Raw genomic sequence first — 19,491 nt, 5'->3', positions numbered from 1 at the left:
TTAATATGTTTTTATATGCATAATTAACTAATTGATTAATAACTAAGTTTTTGATTTAAAACCTCTATCCAAAAAACTCATAATCGATTGGTCACTGGTTCAAGTCCTATTAGTTTTTATTTTGCTTTTTTAATACGATTTTTATCTATATTGTCAGCAATTAAAAATTGGAATGTCCAATATCACAAAAAATAAGAAAAGTATTTTAAAAAAATAGGTGCAATAAATATGAAATTTATTAACTGACATAATTTGCCATTTATGTTAAAGAAACTAATGATCCTATAGAGTTACGTTCGGATGATATTGTGATATTGAGATATTAGATTTAATTGAAAGATGATTGTTGTAACTTTTGAATTAATTGTTAGTATGATTGGTTCGTTAACTTCAGGTAATTATTTTAAAAGGAAGGATTTCTTTTATTTTATTTTGGCTTATTTTTTAGAGGAGTAGTAATTTGAGTGGTCGGTCGATCCAATGAAATTGTCATATTATTACTACTTTAAAAAGGCATATTTTTTTTAATATCAAAATTTTAGTTCTGATATCTCAATTACAGTATTGCCAATTGAAATATTAAAATAATTTTTAAACCTAAATTATGATGTGATTTGCCATATAGTTTTTGAAAAAGTAATCTTGCTTGAATATTATTGTCTTGTTGATAACATAGATTATAATCATTAACATCCTTTCTAACTTATTTTTAAAAAAATATTGTCAGTACTGACAAAAGCATTAGAGATGAGAATATTCTGTTAACATATATTGAATAATAATTTTATTTTTCAGTACACTACATTTAAAAAAAGAAGTATTGTTACTATTAATCGCAAAATGTTCATATAGTATTAAGTAAATTTATTTTTGTAACCTATGTTATTTATAAGAAGATCTAATTTACTATTTTGATTATTCTAATAATGAATATCTCTACTTTTATATTGATAAAGTTCTTTGTTAATATTATTGTATAAGAGTTAAGCATTTTTATTAGGAAATGATCATGATAGAACCACTATCCAATATTATTTTAAAAGCGTTACCTCGCAATAAAAAGGGCGTAATAGGTGCGCAGGTTGAAGTCGATGGTGTTTGTTTTCATGACAAACTGGAAGTTTGTGATTTAAAAGCAGCTTATCTTTATAACAATCGTTATCTCTTATTGTTTGTCATCGATATTGATATGGGACTTTATGACGAAGAGTTGTACATATATTTACTTGATTCTCAGAGTAAAAAAATTGTTGATCATGTTATTATTGGTGGTCAGCATGGTTGGTTAACACCCAGTATTTTCAAAGTTGGCGATATTAAAATTCTAAATGACAATTCCATAAGTTTTAAATTTATGTTCCCAAACGGTAGCGATGGTTGGATAATTAAGCTGTTTAGCAAGCCGATTAAAAGTTTACCATGGGTTTTAAAATATTCCCCTTTGGTGACATGTCCTGTTTCGTTTAAGCGCTATTTTCAAATCTATCCCAATACATTAGTAAAAGAAAATAGAAAACAAGACAAATAGGATTATTCATAAATATTAAGGAGTAAAAATGCCTTTAATATCTATACAAGATGCCTTAATTAATATTGAAAACATGTCAAATGATTGGTTTTATCTGCCTCCTGATTCAAAATCTTGGACACTTGATACAATAGGATTCTTTTGTGAAGATGAGGATATTGACAATGATTACCAGATTAATTTACCTAAGCAAGCTATTGAAGCAAATTGGATACCAACATTAGAAAAAGCCGATATTGAAAGTATTATTGATGTAGCTAACGATCAATTAGATAATCCAACATTAGATGATTTATTTAATTCTTTTGTTTTCTTTTTTGAAAATGATGCTTTTTTACAATATGATGATTAAATTCATCGAATTTTCAATAAATTATTCCTATTGCAAATCGCACTTAAATCCATTACCAAATAAAAATAGATGGCTAACATTTAATGATTTTATAGTCATTTGGCTAATAATATCAACAATCAGAACATATTAGCCTAAGGTTTTTAACTTTAAATAAAATCTCCAATTATTTCAGTTTAATGTTAAATCATAATGTATGATTTGGTGAGCAAGTACACAAGCGAGAGGTGTATTAATATAACTAGAATAATTTTAAGGATATATCACTGTGAGAATATATATCTAAATATGATAAGACTTAAACCAATCAATTATCCAATAATGATAGTTATATCTAACATTAGATATAAAGTTATTTTGATATTTTATACTAAAATACAGGCGTGACCTCAAACTTTTTAGTGAAGTTAGTTGTTGGTTTTACGTTATTATGTAAATAATAATGGAAAATCAAAACAATATTATTTTAAGAATCATCGAATGTTGGAATTGAGATGACTTAAAAAACGACTAACATTTAAAATAATAAATTTTTTGAAATTGTTAACATATTAAATAATATAAAATCATTTAATTGGTAGATACAATGCCATTTTATTGTAAATCAGAACAAGGAAGATAGGCATAGATCCAATTTTTAATTTGGATTGTGATAGCTTTCTTGATTATGGAAACGCCAAAACAAATACTGGAAAATCAGTAATTAATTGTTATAAGCAAAATAATACTTTTTATTTAAATGTTCAATTGTGAACAACATCCCAATTTTTATGTAAATTCTCAAAGTTATAAGACTACTTTGTATTTATCTTCTTAATAAAATCAAAAAGGACAAAATCGACAAAAATTTGTTCAAGTTTTCTGTTACAATCAGTTCAGTTAATCACATAGAACGGCAAAAACATTCTCCATCTGATTATTATTATGAAATAAGATCTAATAGACGCTCGCAATGCTATTTTTATTTTTTAATTATCATCTTTAATTCTAAAAATGGATATGGTTATTTGCATGATTTATAATGATTTTCTAGGTATATAAACGATACATCATTGAACTATTAATATCAGAATTGTATATGTCATGGGGTGATTACTATAGGAAAAAATAGTTAATATTAAAAAGGAAATACAAAATGGCATTGATACTTGAGAATAGTCAACAAAAATTAACCTACGAAGATATTATTGATTTCAACCGATTATTTGATGCGAAAATTCCTTCTTCTTTTCTTGATTTTTTCCATGAATTTAATGGTGGGGATTTTCCTAAAGTAAATGATCTTAATTGTGAATATTTGAGTGGTTTTTATAGCATCAAATATGGCCATTCGACCATAACACGAATATATAATGAACTATTGATTGAAAATCCAGAATTGCAATTCATGTTACCTTTTGCTTACGATCATAACCTTAATAGTTATTTAATTTCATTAAAAGAGGACGACTATGGAACTATTTATCTATGGTCGAATGAAGAACAGGGGATATCTCATATTTCCAATTCATTTGATGATTTTATTCAATCATTCGATCAATTCATCGATGCAGTTGAGATAAAAAAGGTAAGTAATAATATAAAAAATCGTTTAGTTAAAACTTTTATTATGGTCGGAGCAATTTGTATTGTTTGGTATTTTTTTTCGAGAAGATAAACAATTAAAACTTATTTAAATTGCATAAGATTTTTTATAAATTATCAATGTATTTCAGTAATTGTAGAACGTGACAATGGCACTAAAGGTAAACCTTATCCAGATCCTTATCTTTTGGCAATTAAGCGATTAAATATTCCAGTCAATCATACAATTGTATTTGAAGATTCCTCAAGTGGCGTAAAATCTGCTGTAGCAGCAGATACATATTGTGTTGGCATTGGGGGAGAGAACTTATTAAGTGTTGGTGCACAATTCACAATTACTGATTTTTCGTCCGTAAAAATTGTTACTCATCCTAATGGTCAAATTATGATAAGTTTTGATGACCAGCATCAATTAACTTATATAAATCCGTGATAAGTTGCTCAAATTAATTTTTTTGTAAATTAACTATTTTAATAATGCTTAAATAATGAAAATGGTCAAAATAAAACCATTTCTTAGCTTGATTTATTGCTAGAACAGCGTTTATATATAAGAGTGATAAGTATGGACTTATCATTCATATTAATTTACTGGAGGAGCTTATAATGGTACAAAAATTTGCTGCATACGGTAGTGATGCTTCAGCTGGCACTTTTAAATGTGCTGATTGTGGCTATGTATATTCAAACCAGAGTAAAAAATCGTTACCTCCTTGCCCAGATCATAATAAAAAACCTCATAGTAAAAATGGCTGGTATATTATGTCTGGTCAAGGTGATTCAGTTAAAGATCCTCATCCAAATAAGAAATAATCTTTTTGTTATATCTTAAGGTAACCATTGTGTTACCTTTTTATGTCCTTTATTCAATCAATATAATCACACTTTAATATTTATTATTACACCAATGATCTCTTTGGTATTTAACGCTTTGTTGCTTGATCATTATCTATGCCTACTTTAATAGATAAAATGATTAACAAGTATAGTTAAACGCATCAAAACAGAGATGACCAAGTATTTATAAATGTGACAATGTCACGTGATGGTATAAATAAAAGTTTATCTTTTATCTGATTTCATTCTATTTATGATGTTCAACGCAAAAATGATTGACTAGCAATATTAACTAAAATGACAAATATAAATTTATTAGATACTCTTTTTTTCTAAAATTTTGTGTATGATAATTAACAAATTTCATTTATTTAAATAATAATTATTAAAAATAATTAAAAAAGATAAAATATTACTCTTATTATCTATTGATATAGGTATATCAGAATAAACTTCATTTTACTAAAAAGAGTGATAAAGCAGGATTAAAGGATAAAATAATGAGAAATTTGGTTAAATTAATGGTATTGCTTTCTGGAATTATGGTGTTTTCTCCCGTTTATAGCGATGATGATATACTTTCGGTTGATAAAGTAAGTTCAGCGATTGTTGAGAGTGCAAAAAGTTCCCTATTAGGTAAAAAGGGCAAATTTCCTTTCAAAACAGCAGATGGCACCGAAATTACTAATATTAGCTATAATAGCAACAATATTTTATTTGAATTTAAAATCCCATCCGATAGCCAAACCATACTTGCGCAATACCTTGCGGAAGATCTGCGGATAAGATTTAATCATGAATTTTGTCATAACGAAAATTTGATTAATGTACTAAATCATTATGATATTCGTTTTCTATTTCGTTTTGAATATACTGATCATCGAATTGTACCCGCAATACTTTCAATGAATGAGATTTGTTCATAAAATGAGCTAGTTTCAAATAATTAACTGTAAATATTGTGTGCAGATTAACTTATATAGATGATAGCGAAAAGTATTGGTTAATGATCAATAAATAGGTTTTATACTGAAACGTATAGTTTTCCTCAAACTTTTTTACAATTTTCATTATTTTTTGAAGTACTCTAGATAAAAATGGTAAATATTATTGATTGTTAACCCTAATTTTTGCATTTTAAATCATTCTATAAAAGTGATTAAAAAAATAAAAATCAGAAAGTTTTAAAGAGTACTTTTACAATTAATTTTAGTTTTTTATCAGGGCTAAAAGTTAATGATATTTGATTTAATCAGTTAACCGCTCATCCTTTGAAAATGGGCTTTTCAACAGAATGAGAGGTTGGTTGCTTAATCTTATTTCTTAGCTATAAATACTGCCCGCATTGGTGCAGGGTAGCCTTCAATGGTTTTACTTGAATCATTTGGATCTAAGAAATCAGCTAATGAATCTGATGTCATCCATTCGGTTTTACGTTGTTCGTCCAAACTCGTTACTGATTTATCAACCATCTTAACATCAGAAAATCCGCATTTATGTAACCAATTAATCATCGTTGGAACCGATGGAATAAAATAGACATTGCGCATTTGCGCATAACGTTCGCCTGGCATTAACGCTTGATGTAGCTCACCATCAATAACTAAAGTTTCAAGTACTAGTTGCCCACCATCAACCAATTGATCTTTTAATTGAAATAGATGATCCAAAGGAGAACGTCTGTGATATAACACGCCCATAGAAAATACGGTATCAAACGCATTGAGTTTAGGCAGTTCTTCTATGCCAAGTGGTAATAAATGAGCACGTTGATCGTTACCCAACAATTTGCGAATCGCTTCGAATTGACAAAGGTAAAGCGCCATAGGATCAATACCAACCGCTAGCTTAGCGCCTGCTCCAACCATTCGCCATAAATGATAACCACTATTACACCCCACATCCAAAACTGTTTTTCCTGCAAGATTATTAATATGAGGAATCAATCGTTCCCATTTCCAATCTGAACGCCACTCAGTATCGATATAAATCCCATAAAGATGAAAAGGGCCTTTACGCCAAGGCATCATATTTTTAAGCAATTGAGTAATACGTTGTTGGTCACCGATTGAAATCGGTTGTTCACTTTCGGCTGTTACACTATTTAATAGATCAATTTGATAAGGTTTAATCGTAGGTAGATGTTTAATACTGTTGAGCCATTGATTAAAGCGGTTATCAATATTGCTTTTTTGCCAATTGGCAAGTTGTGCAGGTAATACTTCAAGCCATTTGCTCAGTTTATTTTTTGCGATAATCTGGTAAAAATCACCAAAATCAATCATTCTTTTTTCCTTTTAATAAAGTAAATTAATGCGTTATTTAATAGCAATGATTGAGCCAAAATTAAAACATTGAAACCAAGTATCAATATGTTTAAAACCCGCATCAGATAGACGTTTTTTATGAGTTTCAATGGTATCAGTAAGCATGACGTTTTCTAGCATGTTTCGTTTTTGACTAATTTCAAGTTCGCTATAACCATTTGCACGTTTAAAGTCATGATGCATATTAAACAGCAGTTCATCAACGGTTGAATCATTAAAACTAAATTTTTCAGATAGAACCAAGATCCCATTAGGTTTTAATGCCTGATAAATTTTATTTAAAACTTGTTGGCGATTTTCAGGTGTTAAAAATTGTAAAGTAAAATTCAGTACCACCATTGAGGCGTTTTGCATATCAATATTGCAAATATCGTCACAAATCACTTCGACTGGGGTATTGGCTTTATAAGATTCAATATGTCTTTTACAACGTTCGACCATTGGCTGTGAATTATCAACAGCAATAATACGGCAGTTTTTTTCATTGACATTCCGACGAATGGATAGCGTAGCTGCTCCTAATGAACAACCTAAATCATAAATTGTTGAATTGGGTTGAACAAATCTTTCTGCGAGCATACCAATCATGGAAATAATATTTGAATACCCCGGTACGGAACGTTGAACCATATCAGGAAATACTTCAGCGACTTTTTCATCGAATGTCCAATCGCCTAATTTATCAATCGGAGTTGAAAATAAATGATCTTTTTTAATATTCATAAAACATATTGGTGCTATTAAAATAAATTCTGTTATCATAACATTTTTTGACTTATATTGTTTGGATAATTATGACTATTGCAGCTTTCATAGCCATTTCTATAGCTATTATCATTAGTGGCTTAATGGCTGTCTATTTGGGAAAACGATGGCAGTTTTGGTTTAACTTTTCTTTAACAAGTTATTACCAAATTGTTTATTGGACAGTTGTTATTATGGCTGGGTTATCAATTGTCTTATCAAGGTTATCTGAAAACATTTCAACATATTGGCTTCCACTAATCTTAAATAATGTTTGTGCAATAATGATTTGCAGTGTTTTTATGTCATTAATTTTTGATATTGGGCGTTGGATCAGTAAAAAAAGATTAAAACCTCAATTAGCAACTAAAGTTGTGTATATTCTTGGTGTTTTTTCATTATTTTATTACGGTCATGAAATGGCGATAGAGCCTAGCGTAGTTAACTATCAAGTTAAAATTGATAAAAGGGCAAAGGTCAATAAACTGCGTATTGTGCAATTGAGTGATATTCATATTAATGACATGACTTCTTCTGATAGAATTCAAGACATGGTTGATAAAGTAAATCAACTCAATGCAGATTTTATTGTTATCACAGGCGACACGTTGGATAGACGGTTACAACCTTTTACTGAAAAAGGTTTTGATAAACAATTTCAGCAGTTTAAGTCAAAATATGGAACCTATATTATTTTTGGTAATCATGAATATTTGAATATTAAAGAAGAAAATAATCATGAACAAGATATTATCAATGCTTTTAAACACGCTGATATGAAAGTTTTAAAGGATGATGTCGTTTATCTTGATAACGTAGGTATTACTTTCATCGGTCGGGATGATTTTTCTTCATCGAATTATGATATTAAACGAGCATCATTGTCAGATTTAATCATGTTTTCTAATACCGACGAACCGATTATCTTGTTAGATCATCAACCACATGATCTCAATGAACCTGCAAATTTAGGTGTCGATTTAATGATTTCTGGGCATACCCATGCTGGGCAAGTATTTCCCATTAACCTTATTGAAAAATTAATCTATAAAAATAATTATGGAATATATAAAAATACAAAACAGCATTTTACCAGTATTGTAAGTAGTGGATTTGGTTTTTGGGGACCTCCAATTCGCTTAATGACACGTTCTGAAATAGTCGTCATTGACGTAACATTTGATGAAAAACCCACTGAGTTCTTTAATTTTTCTATGTAGGAATTTAAACTTTGTCTTATCAATATATAGTTAATAATGAGCAATTAATTGATTATTGTTCAAAAATCGGAAACAGTACTGCTTTGGCCTTGGATACTGAATTTGTTCGTACACGAACGTTCTATCCTCATTTAGGACTTTTACAAGTTTTTAATGGTGAGCACGCAGCGCTCATTGATCCGATTAATATTACTGATTGGCATGCTTTTTTAAGCATTTTAAGTAATCCTAACATTGAAAAGTATTTTCATTCCTGTAGCGAAGATCTTGAAGTTTTTTTTCATAAGTTCGGCTCTATTCCAACACCTATCATTGATAGCCAAATCTTGGCTTCATTTTTGGATAATCCACTAAGTAGTGGTTATGCAAACTTAGTTAATAAATATTTACAGGTGGAACTCGATAAAAGTGAAACGAGAACTGACTGGCTAAAGAGACCATTGACGGATAAACAATGTGAATATGCGATTAATGATGTATTGTATTTGTATCCTTTAGTCAATATTTTAAAAGCACAATTAACCTCAAAAGGATATTTAGAAGCAGCCTATCAAGAGAGCCAAATGGTTGTCGCCCGTAAATGTGAAACAATAGATCCAAATGATGCTTATTTGAATATCAAAAACAGTTGGCAATTAAAAGGGCGAAGTTTAGGACAATTATATAAATTAGCCAGTTGGCGTTATAAATTAGCGAAAGAACAAGATTTAGCATTGAATTTTGTGGTACATGAAAAGACATTATGGAATATTGCCCGATACTCGCCAACTTCATTAGCACAATTGGGTAATTTAGGCTTGAAAGGGAAAGAAATTCGTTTATATGGACAGAAAATATTAAATATTTTGTCAGAACCTATTCCGGAATTATCGCCGATTTGTAGGGTGACGTGTTACCCTAATTACAAAAAAATTAGTGATGAATTAAAACTTATCGCCCAAGATATATGTTCTCATACTGGATTGAATCAAGATTTATTACTTTCACGGCGATTAATTAATCAATATGTAAAATGGCAAGCAGATAAAAATGGAAGCCAACCAGAACTGTTATCTGGTTGGAGAGAGCCTTTATTTAGACCATATGGCTTATAACTTTTATAAATATTGGTAATGGGCGTTTTAAGCAAGCTCACTTAACATTGATTCAACAATCAATGATGATTGAGCTGCAGCTACTTTCAAAAAAGATTGGAAATCAACAGCAGATTCACTATCCCCATTATCCGAAATTGCACGAACTACCACAAATGGCGTCTTATATAACCAACAAACATGACCGATTGCCGCAGCCTCCATTTCAACCGCAATTGCGTCAGGGAAAGTTTGCCTTATTCTTTCTAAATTAGATTTACCATTTATAAAAGCATCACCACTACCAATTGATCCTTCAACTGCATTAACACCATGTTTTTTAATGCAAGTTTTGGCTAATAACTGATACTTTGAATCGGCTTCAAAAGCAACAGGACAACCGGACATTTGTCCAGGCTTATAACCAAAAGCGGTTAAGTCAACATCATGGTAAAATACCTCTTTTGACACAATAATATCGCCAATATTGAGTTCAGAAGAGAGTCCTCCTGCTGATCCCGTATTGATTACAGCATCAACTTTATAATTATTTAATAATAAAGTAGTACCAGATGCCGCAGCTACTTTACCAATACCAGATTGCAGTAAAACAATTTCACAATTTGCGATTTGGCCAAGATGAAAGTCGAATTCTAAATGGCGTTCTACATGGTAATGGGTTATTTTGCTTTTAAGTATAGCAACTTCTTCTTCCATTGCGGCAATAATGGCAATTTTCATTTGATCCTCTTGGTTTACAATAAGTAACTTGAATTTAGTTGTGCTATCATAATTGCTATAAACAAACTTGACAATATTTGAATATAACGGAGCAAACAAAGTTGCAAACGATTTTTATTACGGGTTGTTCTAGTGGGATTGGCTTAATTTCAGCGATTGCCCTTAAAAAACGTGGATATCGTGTCATTACCTCATGCCGTAAAGAAGCTGATCAAAAAAAACTCATGGAGCAAGGATTTGAATGTGTTCTGCTTGATTTAGATAATCCTGAGTCAGTTACTCATGCAGCACAAGAAGTATTAGCATTAACAGAGGGTAGGTTATACGCATTATTTAATAACGCTGGTTTTGGTGTTTATGGGCGATTAAATACGATAAATCGTGAGCAGTTAGAATCACAATTTTCTACCAATTTTTTTGGTGTGCATCAGTTGACTCAGCTACTATTGCCGGCCATGTTATCACAAAATGCAGGTCGAATTATTCAAACAAGTTCAATTGTTGGTATTATAGCTACACCAGGTCGAGGCGCATACAGTGCAAGTAAATATGCTTTAGAAGCTTGGTCTGATGTATTACGATTAGAATTGAGTAACACAGGTATTAAAGTTTGTCTAATTGAGCCGGGGCCATTAAAAACTTATTTCTCTAATAATGTTAATCAAACAGAAAAAGAAAATATTGTTAAAAATCCGCCGATTGCAAAACGTTTTACTCTGCCTCCTGAAGCTGTTTTGCCCTATTTGTTTCATGCGTTAGAAAATCCGAAACCCAAAATACGTTACAGGGTAACAAAAGTAACTAAAATTGCAGCCATTGCTAAACGTTTGCTTCCAGATAGATTAATGGATAAAATTTTAAAGAACAAATAATAACTCATCATATTACTAGGACATATTATGCAAAACCAATTCATTTTTGATGTTAATGAGCAAAATATTCAAGAGGTTATAGAAATCTCTTCTAAATATCCAGTGTTGTTTTATTTTTGGTCTCCTAGAAGCCCAAATTATGAAGCAATGACACAAACATTAACTAATTTAGCAAATGAATATCCTGGGCAGTTTGTATTAGCCAGTGTAAATTGTGATGAGCAGCAGATGTTAGCTGCACAATTTGGTTTACGCGCTATCCCAACTGTTTATTTATTTCAAAATGGACAACCTGTTGATGGTTTTCAAGGTCCCCAACCAGAAGAAACGATTAGAGCGTTTTTAGAGAAAGTTCTACCAAATGAAGATGAACTTAAATGGATTGAAGCACAAAATTTGTTTAATGAAGCCAAATATGAACAAGCTTTACCATTATTAAGACAAGCATGGAAAACATTAACCGATCATTTAGGTAAACCAAGAACAGATATCGCCTTAATGTTAGTTAAAGCTCAAATAGAACAAAAACAGCTTAGTGAAGCTAAAGAGGTATTAGCAACAATTCCTCTGCAAGATCAAGACTCTGATTTTCATGGATTGCAAGCTGAAATTGAATTGCTTGAGCAAGCAGCCAATTCGCCTGAACTTCAACAATTACAAGCTGAACTTGCCAAACAACCTGATAATGTAGAACTTATGATTCAATTATCATCACAATTAATGCAAGTAGGGCGACATGAAGAAGCACTAGAATTGTTATTTAAACCATTAACCCATGATCTAAATGCTGGGGATGGACAGGTGAAAAAAACATTACTAGATCTGCTTGCTGCTCTTGGAACAAGTAATCCTTTAGCAAGTGCTTATCGACGTAAACTTTATATACTTTTATATTAATTTTTATGAAACCAAAGTATAAACGATTTTGGCTACGCATGTTAATGTGGTTACTTTCTATATTGAGCCTTGATTGTTATTCTCATCAACTATGGCAACCTTATATTAAAATTTTGAAAGAAAAAATATATAAAAGTAAAGTTGATGAATTAAACAAGAAATTAGAGGAAAAAAACTCGAATCTAAGAGTATTGGATAAATTTTGAGAAATGAGGAGATTCAACAATAATAAAATTGTTGAATCTTTCTCTATTTAATGTTCAATAATTCGTGGAAAGTCTTCATTGCTACGCAATGTTAAAATTTCAACACCATTATCCGTCACTAAAAGAGTGTGTTCATATTGGGCAGAAAGACCATGGTCTTTAGTTTTCACTGTCCAACCGTCTTTCATTGTACGTGTTCGCCAATCACCAGTATTCACCATTGGTTCAATGGTAAAGGTCATTCCTGACTTCAAAATCACACCGCCATCATCTGCATCGTAATGTAGAACTTGCGGTTCATCGTGATACACTTCGCCAATACCATGACCACAATATTCACGGACTGATGAAAAACCAAATTTATCAACATATTTTTGGATTGTTTTACCAATTTCTTTTAAACGAATACCAGGTTTGATAATTTTTATTGCCTCATATAAGCTTTGTTGGGTAACTTGGCAAAGTTTTTCTCCAGCAACAGTAGGTTTACCGGCTATGTACATTCGAGACGTATCACCATGATAACCATCTTTAATAACAGTTACATCAATATTTAAAATATCGCCATCTTTTAATTTCTTATCAAAACTTGGAATACCATGACAAACGACATCATTGATCGAAATACAAGTAGTATGTTGATAACCACTATAACCAATATTGGCAGGTATAGCTTTTTGAACATTAACAATATAATCGTAACAGATTTTATCTAGCTCACCAGTACTAATACCTGGTTTTACATAGGGTTCAATCATTTCTAATACTTCAGCAGCAAGTTTTCCTGCTACACGCATTTTTTCAATTTCAGCGGGGGTTTTTAATTTAATAGACATTAGAGTGTTCCTGTAATTTTCATGGCAATATCCTATCATATACCGTTGTTTCGTCAAATCATCGCGATTAATAAATTAGTTGTGTAAATTAAATACATAATTTTTTTGTAAAGAAGTTTCAGGTTAAGGGTACGTTTTAGTATAAAATTGAAAACTAATATTTATTAGCATAGTTTAAGTATATAATTATTGATTATAAAAAAAGGTTATATAGTGATGCAATGTAGTTATTATCAACAAAATAAATGTTCATCTTGTCAGTGGATTGACTATTCTTATCCAACTCAACTTGAAATTAAACAAAATAAAATTTTAGAACAATTAATTCCTTTTAAACCATTAGACGTTAAATCTCCTTTTGCGAGTCGCGAGGCAGCTTTCCGTAATAAAGCTAAAATGGCTGTGCTTGGGACCGTTGAAAAACCAGTATTAGGTATTCAAAATGGTGATGAAACTGTTGATTTGTGTGATTGTCCTCTTTATACCCACAGTATGCAAAGCATCCTTAAAATAGTTCGTAGTTACATTCGGAAACAGGGTTTAGTTCCATATAATATCAATAAGCGAAAAGGTGAATTGAAATTTGTAATTATCAACGAGAGCGTCAGTGCTGGCGAACATAAATATATGTTAAGGTTCGTAGTAAAATCAGATAAATTCGTTCAAAAAATTAGAGATACCTATAAACAGTTGCAAGAGAAGATTCAAAATTTACTTGTTGTGTCAATTAATATTCAACCTAAGCATGCAGCAATTTTAGAAGGTGAACAAGAAATTGTTCTAACTCATAATGCTTTTTTACCTATGACATTAAATCATATTCCACTGTATATTAAGTCCAAAAGTTTTTTTCAAACGAATACTTATATTGCGGAAAATCTTTATAAAACAGCAAGCGAGTGGGTTGCAACTCTGCAAATTAACTCTATTTGGGATCTCTTTTGTGGTGTAGGCGGGTTTGGTTTGAGTTGTGTCAATAATGCCGCATCTAATGGTATTAAATTAACAGGTATCGAAATTAATTCTGATGCTATTGAGTGCGCATCAAAAACAGCAAATATTTTAGATTTTAAACATTTGACATTCAAATCACTGGATGCAACACAGTACGCCATTGCAACGCAAGATATACCTGATTTAGTTTTACTTAATCCTCCTCGTCGTGGAGCAGGTAAAGATTTGATGCAATATTTAGAAAATGTTAAACCAAACTATGTTTTATATTCCAGTTGTAATTTGACTTCGTTAACCGAGGATCTAACCTTTTTATCCAATTATCAAATAGTAAAGGTTCAACTATTTGATATGTTCCCTCATACATCACATATGGAAATTTTAGTTTTATTAGCGAAAAAATAATTAATTCTATTTTGATTAGTCGATAATGGCTAATCAATTTTCTATTTGTGATTTGTTATAAATTTTTTAGTAATAACAATCTCATTTTGATAACTCAATTTTACTTAGCTGTCCCTCGATAATAAATCTAAATCTCGTTATCTCATTTAATATTAAAAATGTTCAATATAAACAGTAATGATAATCATTATTAAATGTTAGTAATAATTATTATCATTGATCGCTTTAAGTAAATTTGTTAGATTAGCGCAATAAATATGATAAACATCAAATATTGGAGCAATACTTTATAAGTTTTAATATGTTTTATGGTGTATGGATGAGAGTAAATAATATCTTTTTAACTTTTGTAATTGCTTCAATCTCTTTGCCGGTATTGGCGGATAATGATGAATTAGAAACAATAACTGTGACAGCAAGTCGGCAAAAAAAAGCTAAATTAACCATTCCAGAAACTGTCGATATCATAAGTAAAAAGACCATTGATGATCATCAAATGACAACAATGGAAGATTTAGTCCGTTATCTTCCCGGTATTTCGGTAAATAGACAAACATCAGGGACCGATCCTTATGGTAATTTGGGGGGAATCAGAATTAGAGGGATGGCTGGGAATCGGGTGCAATTACAGGTTGATGGTGCAAGAGTAATCGAAAGTTTGCAAGACGGTAATCGTAATTTTATCGATTTATCGACAATTAAAACTGTTGAAATCGTGCGGGGCCCGGGTTCAGTTTTATGGGGAGCGGATGCATTAGGTGGAGTTGTTGCATTCAAAACATTAGATCCTAATGATTTACTGAAAGGTAAACCTTATGCAGTACAAATTAAGGGTGCTTATGATAGCTTAAATAAGCAGAATACAAAAACAGGTATGCTGGCATTAGAATTAATGCCCAATTTAGAAGCACTTATCAGTTTTAGTCGACGTGACTATCAAGAAACGAAGCTAAAAAAAGCTAAAGCCAATGGTGGAATATGGGGATGTCCACGCGGTGAAAATGCAATTAGATGTAATAAACTCAATCCGTTAGATGCAAAAACTGAAAATATGTTGTCAAAACTGGTTTATCATAATGATAATCGTGAGACAAAATTAACTTTTGAAAATTTCCGCTCCAACTCTTTTGTTAAACAGTTATACGATTATGGTCTACAATCTTCTGGTACTTTTAATGGTGATTACAAAAGAACACAGATACAGTCAAGAAAGCGTTATGCCATAGAAGACTCTTGGTCACCCGCTTTGCCTTTTATCGATCAAATCAAAACAATGATCTCTTATTCTCCTCAAGAACGTTATCTAAAATCTCGTCGTGAACAAATCGATAGAAAGCGTAATCCAATCCATACCTATACCACGAATGATTATAAAGAGAAATTTTGGCAAGTTGATTTACAATTCAATTCAAACTTGGATTTTTTGAATGTTGATCATGATTTAGTGTATGGATTTCAAGGTGATATTACCCACAGCGATTACCGTAATAAAAGTACAAAAAATGGTATAACTACCATTGGAGGTGGATTCAATTTTGCTAATTCTAAAACTCAGCGAGCAGATATTTATTTGCAAGATGAGTTTCATATATTTACGGAACGTTTAAAAGTTAAACCTGGTTTACGTTATGCTACTTATAAAATTAAACCTGATATTGATAGTTATTATGCTGTTATTAAAGGAAAAGAACCTCGTAAATTAACTTCTCATCGCTTGATTCCTCAATTAGGAACTTTATTCAACCTTACCGATCAATATTCAATTTATACCCGTTATGCTGAAGGCTTTAAAATGCCAACAGCTCAACAGTTATATACTTCTTTGCCATCGGTATCGATGAATTTGATCCCTAATCCTAATTTAAAACCAGAAAAAGTTAAATCCTACGAAGCAGGATTAAGGGGCGATTATACCAATGGTTGGTTTAGCTTTGGTGCCTTTAAAGCTGACTATAGTAATTATATTAAAAACTTTATTCGTGTTGGCCCTAAAGATTATACATATAAAAATTTATCAAGAGTAAATCTTTGGGGATTGGAATCATCGGCTGAGTGGCGGTTTTCAAATAACTGGACTTTAAATACTTCCGCATCTTATCAACATGGTAAAAAACAGGAAACACCTGGTGAAAAGAAGTCATATTTTAATGAAGCAATGCCTTTACAAGGTACTGTTGGTCTTAAATGGCATCATCCAGAATACAATTTTGATACTGAAATAGTTGGAACGTTCTCTAAAGCTGTGACACGTGTGTCAAAAGATAGTTCATCTAACGATGGAGTATTCAAACCTAAAGGATATGCTATTTATGATGCGTATCTTAATTGGCATCCTAGTAAAAATATTACTTTTAGGGCATCAGTCTTAAATATTTTCGATCGACGTTACTTTAAGTGGCCAATGTTTAGTACATATTATAAAAATCCACAAGATAATGTAAAAGTAACCAATCCGATTGAGCTACAAACAGCACCGGGAAGAACTTTCACTGTTGATGTGGTAGTAAATTTTTAAAAGATCGTCTGAATATAACAAGGCCACCGTTTCTGATTAAAAAGCAGAGTAGGAGGTTTTTAACAATAGTTATTTATTGAGAGTAAAAGTTTTGCAAACATTAAGAAATATTTTTTTGCTTATAAAACTCTGCACCAAAACTAAGCAAGGTAAATGGGGATTTTGTTACGCTTTCATTGTGATAAGTTTAAAAATTGTTTTAATCAAAATTAGTTTGGAGATGATTGGTTGGAATAAAAATTTCTACAATGCACTGGAAAAATATAATTTACAAGAAGTAGTGAGTCAAATTGGCGTTTTTATGTTATTAACAATCCTAGGTGCCATTACTTTTTTAATGTCAGATTATTTAAGAAAAATGACCGTTATTATATGGCGTAAAGTACTTAATGATACGATCTTAGATCATTGGATAAATAATAAAACCTATTGGTTTTTGAATAATAAACAAGATGAAATAGATAATCCTGAACAACGCATTGCTGAAGATTGTCAGTTGTTTGTTGATAAATTAACCAATGAGGGGTTTTCTTTTATCACTCAACTCATCGGTCTGGTTACGTATTTTATATTGCTATGGCAAATTACAGATAACTTCTTTTTATCGTTTAATCTATTGGGTTTTGATATTAGTCTTTCACACTATATGGTTTGGTTAGCACCAATATATGTCATTATCTGTTCTTACCTGACCCATTGGCTTGGTAATCCTTTGAAATCTTTATTAATTCAACAACAACATAAAGAAGCGGATTACCGTTTTGCTTTAACTCGATTTAGAGAATCAAAAGAACCGATAGCCTTATTAAATGGAGAAAAAGTTGAAAGAGAGATACTCGATCAGCATTTTAGTGACATCATGACAAATTGGTATCAGTTAATTAAACGACAGTTATTTTTAGGTTGTTTTACTCGACCTTATAATCTTACTGTTTTACAAATACCCACTTTTTTTGCTTTACCTATTTACCTAATTGGCAAAGTTAGCCTTGGATCATTAATGCAAATTAGTAAGACATTTAGTAATGTGGTGGTTAATTTATCGTGGTTTATTTTCAATTATAATAATTTAGCTGAGCTGACTGCCTTTAGCCACCGTTTATGTCAGTTTATTAATCGTGCAAGATTGATAGCTGATATGCATAACCAACAAAGACAATTTGAAAAAGATACGGATACTTTATTAATAAATAATCTAATTATAAAAAATCCAAGTGGTAAGGTTTTGCTTAAAGTACCCGAACTGCGATTAAATAAAGGGGAATCTATCATCTTGTCAGGAATGTCAGGAATAGGTAAATCGACCTTGTTTAAATTATTATCAGGAATTTATCCCTACTATGAAGGTTATATTGAGTTACCAAAAGCTAATAAACTCTTTTTATCACAAAATCCTTATTTTCCTATGGGAGGATTAGCTCATGCAATGGCTTATCCTAACCCTTTATTAGAAAAGGATTTAGACAGTATTAAGCAAATTTTAGCAGAGGTAGGTTTCTTAGCTCAAGATATTGAAAAAAAATTACTAGATTACGATTTGAATAGACTATCTGGAGGTGAAAAACAGCGTTTAGTAATAGCGCGGATTTTATTGCATAAACCTGATTGGATATTTATGGATGAGACGACAAATGCATTAGATAAACATTCAGAACATCAATTACTAAAATTGTTACAAACTAACTTAACAAATAGTAGTTTTATTATAATTTCTCATTCGGATATATCGTCTTATTTCAAACAATGCAATCAATTAATATTATAAAAAAAGAGATAACAGATTAAGTAAAAAAATAAAAGTTAAATTAAATAAGGAGTTTTTATGGCAGAATCCAAAACTAATAACGTTCAAGATACATTAGATAGCTTACATGAAACCGTGTTAACAGTCATACTATCAACTATAAATAAAGATGGAGGAGTTGAAACCAGTTATTCACCTTATTTCTTTGATGGAAGTGATTATTATGTTCTTATTTCTGATTTAGCACCACATAGTCAAAATATGAAAATCAATCCTCAAATTTCTTTTATTATTATTGATGATGAATCTAAGACAAAAAATATTTATGCACGTAGACGTTTAAGTTCTCAAGCAACAGCTGAAATTGTTGATAAAAATTCACCAATTTTTGAGAAAGTAATCGATCAGCTTGCTAAACGGGTGAGCAAGATGGTTTATATGCTTTGTGAGATGAATGATTTTAACTTATTTAAAATTGCACCAACATCAGGACGCATTGTTATTGGTTTTGGTAAAACCTATCTTATTGATCACAAAAATAAAATCGTCACACCTGTCGATGAAGATTATGTTGCTAACCAAAAAAAGCAAAGTGAAAGTTAAACTATAATTAAATTTTAAATCAATAGAGTAGGTTAATTATCAACTCTATTGAC

At 30.9% G+C, this 19,491-nt stretch carries 18 protein-coding genes; 14 read left to right on the top strand and 4 right to left on the bottom strand.

Going from position 1 to position 19,491, the window contains the following annotated elements; genetic code table 11:
- The first annotated feature begins 1,009 nt into the window (after nucleotides 1-1,009).
- From H3S73_RS04985 to H3S73_RS04960, 6 genes are all read left to right on the top strand, one after another.
- Nucleotides 1,010-1,528 carry a hypothetical protein gene (locus H3S73_RS04985; RefSeq protein WP_198228937.1) on the top strand — a complete coding sequence of 173 codons (519 nt, stop codon included), beginning with the start codon at nucleotides 1,010-1,012 and terminating at the stop codon, nucleotides 1,526-1,528.
- A 28-nt stretch (nucleotides 1,529-1,556) separates the two neighbouring features.
- The gene (locus H3S73_RS04980; RefSeq protein ID WP_198228936.1) at nucleotides 1,557-1,880 is read left to right on the top strand and encodes a hypothetical protein; all 324 of its coding nucleotides are present in this window, start codon (nucleotides 1,557-1,559) and stop codon (nucleotides 1,878-1,880) included.
- Nucleotides 1,881-3,015: 1,135 nt separating this feature from the next.
- Entirely contained in the window at nucleotides 3,016-3,537 is a 522-nt protein-coding gene (locus H3S73_RS04975) for an SMI1/KNR4 family protein (protein WP_198228935.1), read from the top strand.
- 3 nt (nucleotides 3,538-3,540) lie between these two features.
- On the top strand, nucleotides 3,541-3,897 hold the full coding sequence (locus H3S73_RS04970) for an HAD family hydrolase (RefSeq protein WP_198236096.1): 357 nt from the start codon (nucleotides 3,541-3,543) through the stop codon (nucleotides 3,895-3,897).
- Between the two features lie 173 nt (nucleotides 3,898-4,070).
- Entirely contained in the window at nucleotides 4,071-4,277 is a 207-nt protein-coding gene (locus tag H3S73_RS04965; RefSeq protein ID WP_025315619.1) for a hypothetical protein, read from the top strand.
- Nucleotides 4,278-4,801: 524 nt separating this feature from the next.
- Nucleotides 4,802-5,227, top strand: a complete 426-nt coding sequence (locus H3S73_RS04960; protein ID WP_198228931.1) for a hypothetical protein — start codon at nucleotides 4,802-4,804, stop codon at nucleotides 5,225-5,227.
- 390 nt (nucleotides 5,228-5,617) lie between these two features.
- On the opposite strand, the gene cmoB is transcribed toward H3S73_RS04960, so the two are convergent.
- Nucleotides 5,618-6,586, bottom strand: coding sequence for a tRNA 5-methoxyuridine(34)/uridine 5-oxyacetic acid(34) synthase CmoB (cmoB, locus tag H3S73_RS04955; protein WP_039128812.1), 969 nt, complete (start codon nucleotides 6,584-6,586; stop codon nucleotides 5,618-5,620).
- Nucleotides 6,587-6,619: 33 nt separating this feature from the next.
- On the bottom strand, nucleotides 6,620-7,351 hold the full coding sequence (gene cmoA, locus H3S73_RS04950) for a carboxy-S-adenosyl-L-methionine synthase CmoA (protein WP_198235997.1): 732 nt from the start codon (nucleotides 7,349-7,351) through the stop codon (nucleotides 6,620-6,622).
- 71 nt (nucleotides 7,352-7,422) lie between these two features.
- On the opposite strand from cmoA, the gene H3S73_RS04945 reads away from it, so the two are divergent.
- Together H3S73_RS04945 and rnd are read left to right on the top strand one after the other, a co-directional pair.
- A complete protein-coding gene (locus H3S73_RS04945; protein WP_198235996.1) occupies nucleotides 7,423-8,592 on the top strand; it encodes a metallophosphoesterase in 1,170 nt (389 codons plus the stop codon).
- An 11-nt stretch (nucleotides 8,593-8,603) separates the two neighbouring features.
- Nucleotides 8,604-9,686, top strand: a complete 1,083-nt coding sequence (rnd, locus tag H3S73_RS04940; protein ID WP_198235995.1) for a ribonuclease D — start codon at nucleotides 8,604-8,606, stop codon at nucleotides 9,684-9,686.
- Nucleotides 9,687-9,713: 27 nt separating this feature from the next.
- Here the strand turns inward: rnd and H3S73_RS04935 are convergent, their stop codons facing one another.
- A complete protein-coding gene (locus tag H3S73_RS04935; protein ID WP_198235994.1) occupies nucleotides 9,714-10,406 on the bottom strand; it encodes a 5'-methylthioadenosine/adenosylhomocysteine nucleosidase in 693 nt (230 codons plus the stop codon).
- A gap of 101 nt (nucleotides 10,407-10,507) precedes the next feature.
- Here H3S73_RS04935 and H3S73_RS04930 point away from each other — a divergent pair, with 101 nt between their 5' ends.
- Together H3S73_RS04930 and H3S73_RS04925 are read left to right on the top strand one after the other, a co-directional pair.
- On the top strand, nucleotides 10,508-11,278 hold the full coding sequence (locus H3S73_RS04930; RefSeq protein ID WP_232352936.1) for an SDR family oxidoreductase: 771 nt from the start codon (nucleotides 10,508-10,510) through the stop codon (nucleotides 11,276-11,278).
- Between the two features lie 27 nt (nucleotides 11,279-11,305).
- Complete coding sequence (locus H3S73_RS04925) at nucleotides 11,306-12,175, top strand: co-chaperone YbbN (RefSeq protein WP_198235992.1); 870 nt, start codon at nucleotides 11,306-11,308, stop codon at nucleotides 12,173-12,175.
- A gap of 253 nt (nucleotides 12,176-12,428) precedes the next feature.
- Here the strand turns inward: H3S73_RS04925 and map are convergent, their stop codons facing one another.
- Entirely contained in the window at nucleotides 12,429-13,217 is a 789-nt protein-coding gene (map, locus tag H3S73_RS04920) for a type I methionyl aminopeptidase (protein WP_065737055.1), read from the bottom strand.
- Nucleotides 13,218-13,433: 216 nt separating this feature from the next.
- Between map and rlmC the strand changes: the two genes are divergently transcribed.
- The 4 genes from rlmC (at nucleotide 13,434) to H3S73_RS04900 (ending at nucleotide 19,438) form a co-directional block, all read left to right on the top strand.
- Nucleotides 13,434-14,576, top strand: coding sequence for a 23S rRNA (uracil(747)-C(5))-methyltransferase RlmC (gene rlmC / locus H3S73_RS04915; protein ID WP_198235991.1), 1,143 nt, complete (start codon nucleotides 13,434-13,436; stop codon nucleotides 14,574-14,576).
- 319 nt (nucleotides 14,577-14,895) lie between these two features.
- A complete protein-coding gene (locus H3S73_RS04910) occupies nucleotides 14,896-17,091 on the top strand; it encodes a TonB-dependent hemoglobin/transferrin/lactoferrin family receptor (protein WP_198235990.1) in 2,196 nt (731 codons plus the stop codon).
- Nucleotides 17,092-17,206: 115 nt separating this feature from the next.
- Complete coding sequence (locus tag H3S73_RS04905) at nucleotides 17,207-18,856, top strand: ABC transporter ATP-binding protein/permease (RefSeq protein ID WP_198235989.1); 1,650 nt, start codon at nucleotides 17,207-17,209, stop codon at nucleotides 18,854-18,856.
- Between the two features lie 57 nt (nucleotides 18,857-18,913).
- The gene (locus H3S73_RS04900) at nucleotides 18,914-19,438 is read left to right on the top strand and encodes a HugZ family protein (protein ID WP_086328891.1); all 525 of its coding nucleotides are present in this window, start codon (nucleotides 18,914-18,916) and stop codon (nucleotides 19,436-19,438) included.
- The last annotated feature ends 53 nt before the right edge of the window (nucleotides 19,439-19,491 follow it).

This window comes from Gilliamella sp. B14384G12, assembly GCF_016101825.1.
GTDB classification, from domain to species: Bacteria; Pseudomonadota; Gammaproteobacteria; order Enterobacterales; family Orbaceae; genus Gilliamella; species Gilliamella apicola_N.
This window is presented reverse-complemented; position numbering and strand designations above follow the sequence as displayed.

What these genes read in the sequence shown, in the direction of transcription:
- rlmC (WP_198235991.1), top strand. Translation starts at nt 13,434, where the DNA reads ATGCAATGTAGTTATTATCAACAAAATAAATGTTCATCTTGTCAGTGG.
- H3S73_RS04900 (WP_086328891.1), top strand. Translation starts at nt 18,914, where the DNA reads ATGGCAGAATCCAAAACTAATAACGTTCAAGATACATTAGATAGCTTA.
- H3S73_RS04945 (WP_198235996.1), top strand. Translation starts at nt 7,423, where the DNA reads ATGACTATTGCAGCTTTCATAGCCATTTCTATAGCTATTATCATTAGT.
- H3S73_RS04925 (WP_198235992.1), top strand. Translation starts at nt 11,306, where the DNA reads ATGCAAAACCAATTCATTTTTGATGTTAATGAGCAAAATATTCAAGAG.
- cmoA (WP_198235997.1), bottom strand. Translation starts at nt 7,351, where the DNA reads ATGAATATTAAAAAAGATCATTTATTTTCAACTCCGATTGATAAATTA.
- H3S73_RS04965 (WP_025315619.1), top strand. Translation starts at nt 4,071, where the DNA reads ATGGTACAAAAATTTGCTGCATACGGTAGTGATGCTTCAGCTGGCACT.
- H3S73_RS04985 (WP_198228937.1), top strand. Translation starts at nt 1,010, where the DNA reads ATGATAGAACCACTATCCAATATTATTTTAAAAGCGTTACCTCGCAAT.
- H3S73_RS04975 (WP_198228935.1), top strand. Translation starts at nt 3,016, where the DNA reads ATGGCATTGATACTTGAGAATAGTCAACAAAAATTAACCTACGAAGAT.
- H3S73_RS04980 (WP_198228936.1), top strand. Translation starts at nt 1,557, where the DNA reads ATGCCTTTAATATCTATACAAGATGCCTTAATTAATATTGAAAACATG.
- H3S73_RS04910 (WP_198235990.1), top strand. Translation starts at nt 14,896, where the DNA reads ATGAGAGTAAATAATATCTTTTTAACTTTTGTAATTGCTTCAATCTCT.
- map (WP_065737055.1), bottom strand. Translation starts at nt 13,217, where the DNA reads ATGTCTATTAAATTAAAAACCCCCGCTGAAATTGAAAAAATGCGTGTA.
- H3S73_RS04960 (WP_198228931.1), top strand. Translation starts at nt 4,802, where the DNA reads ATGAGAAATTTGGTTAAATTAATGGTATTGCTTTCTGGAATTATGGTG.
- cmoB (WP_039128812.1), bottom strand. Translation starts at nt 6,586, where the DNA reads ATGATTGATTTTGGTGATTTTTACCAGATTATCGCAAAAAATAAACTG.
- H3S73_RS04935 (WP_198235994.1), bottom strand. Translation starts at nt 10,406, where the DNA reads ATGAAAATTGCCATTATTGCCGCAATGGAAGAAGAAGTTGCTATACTT.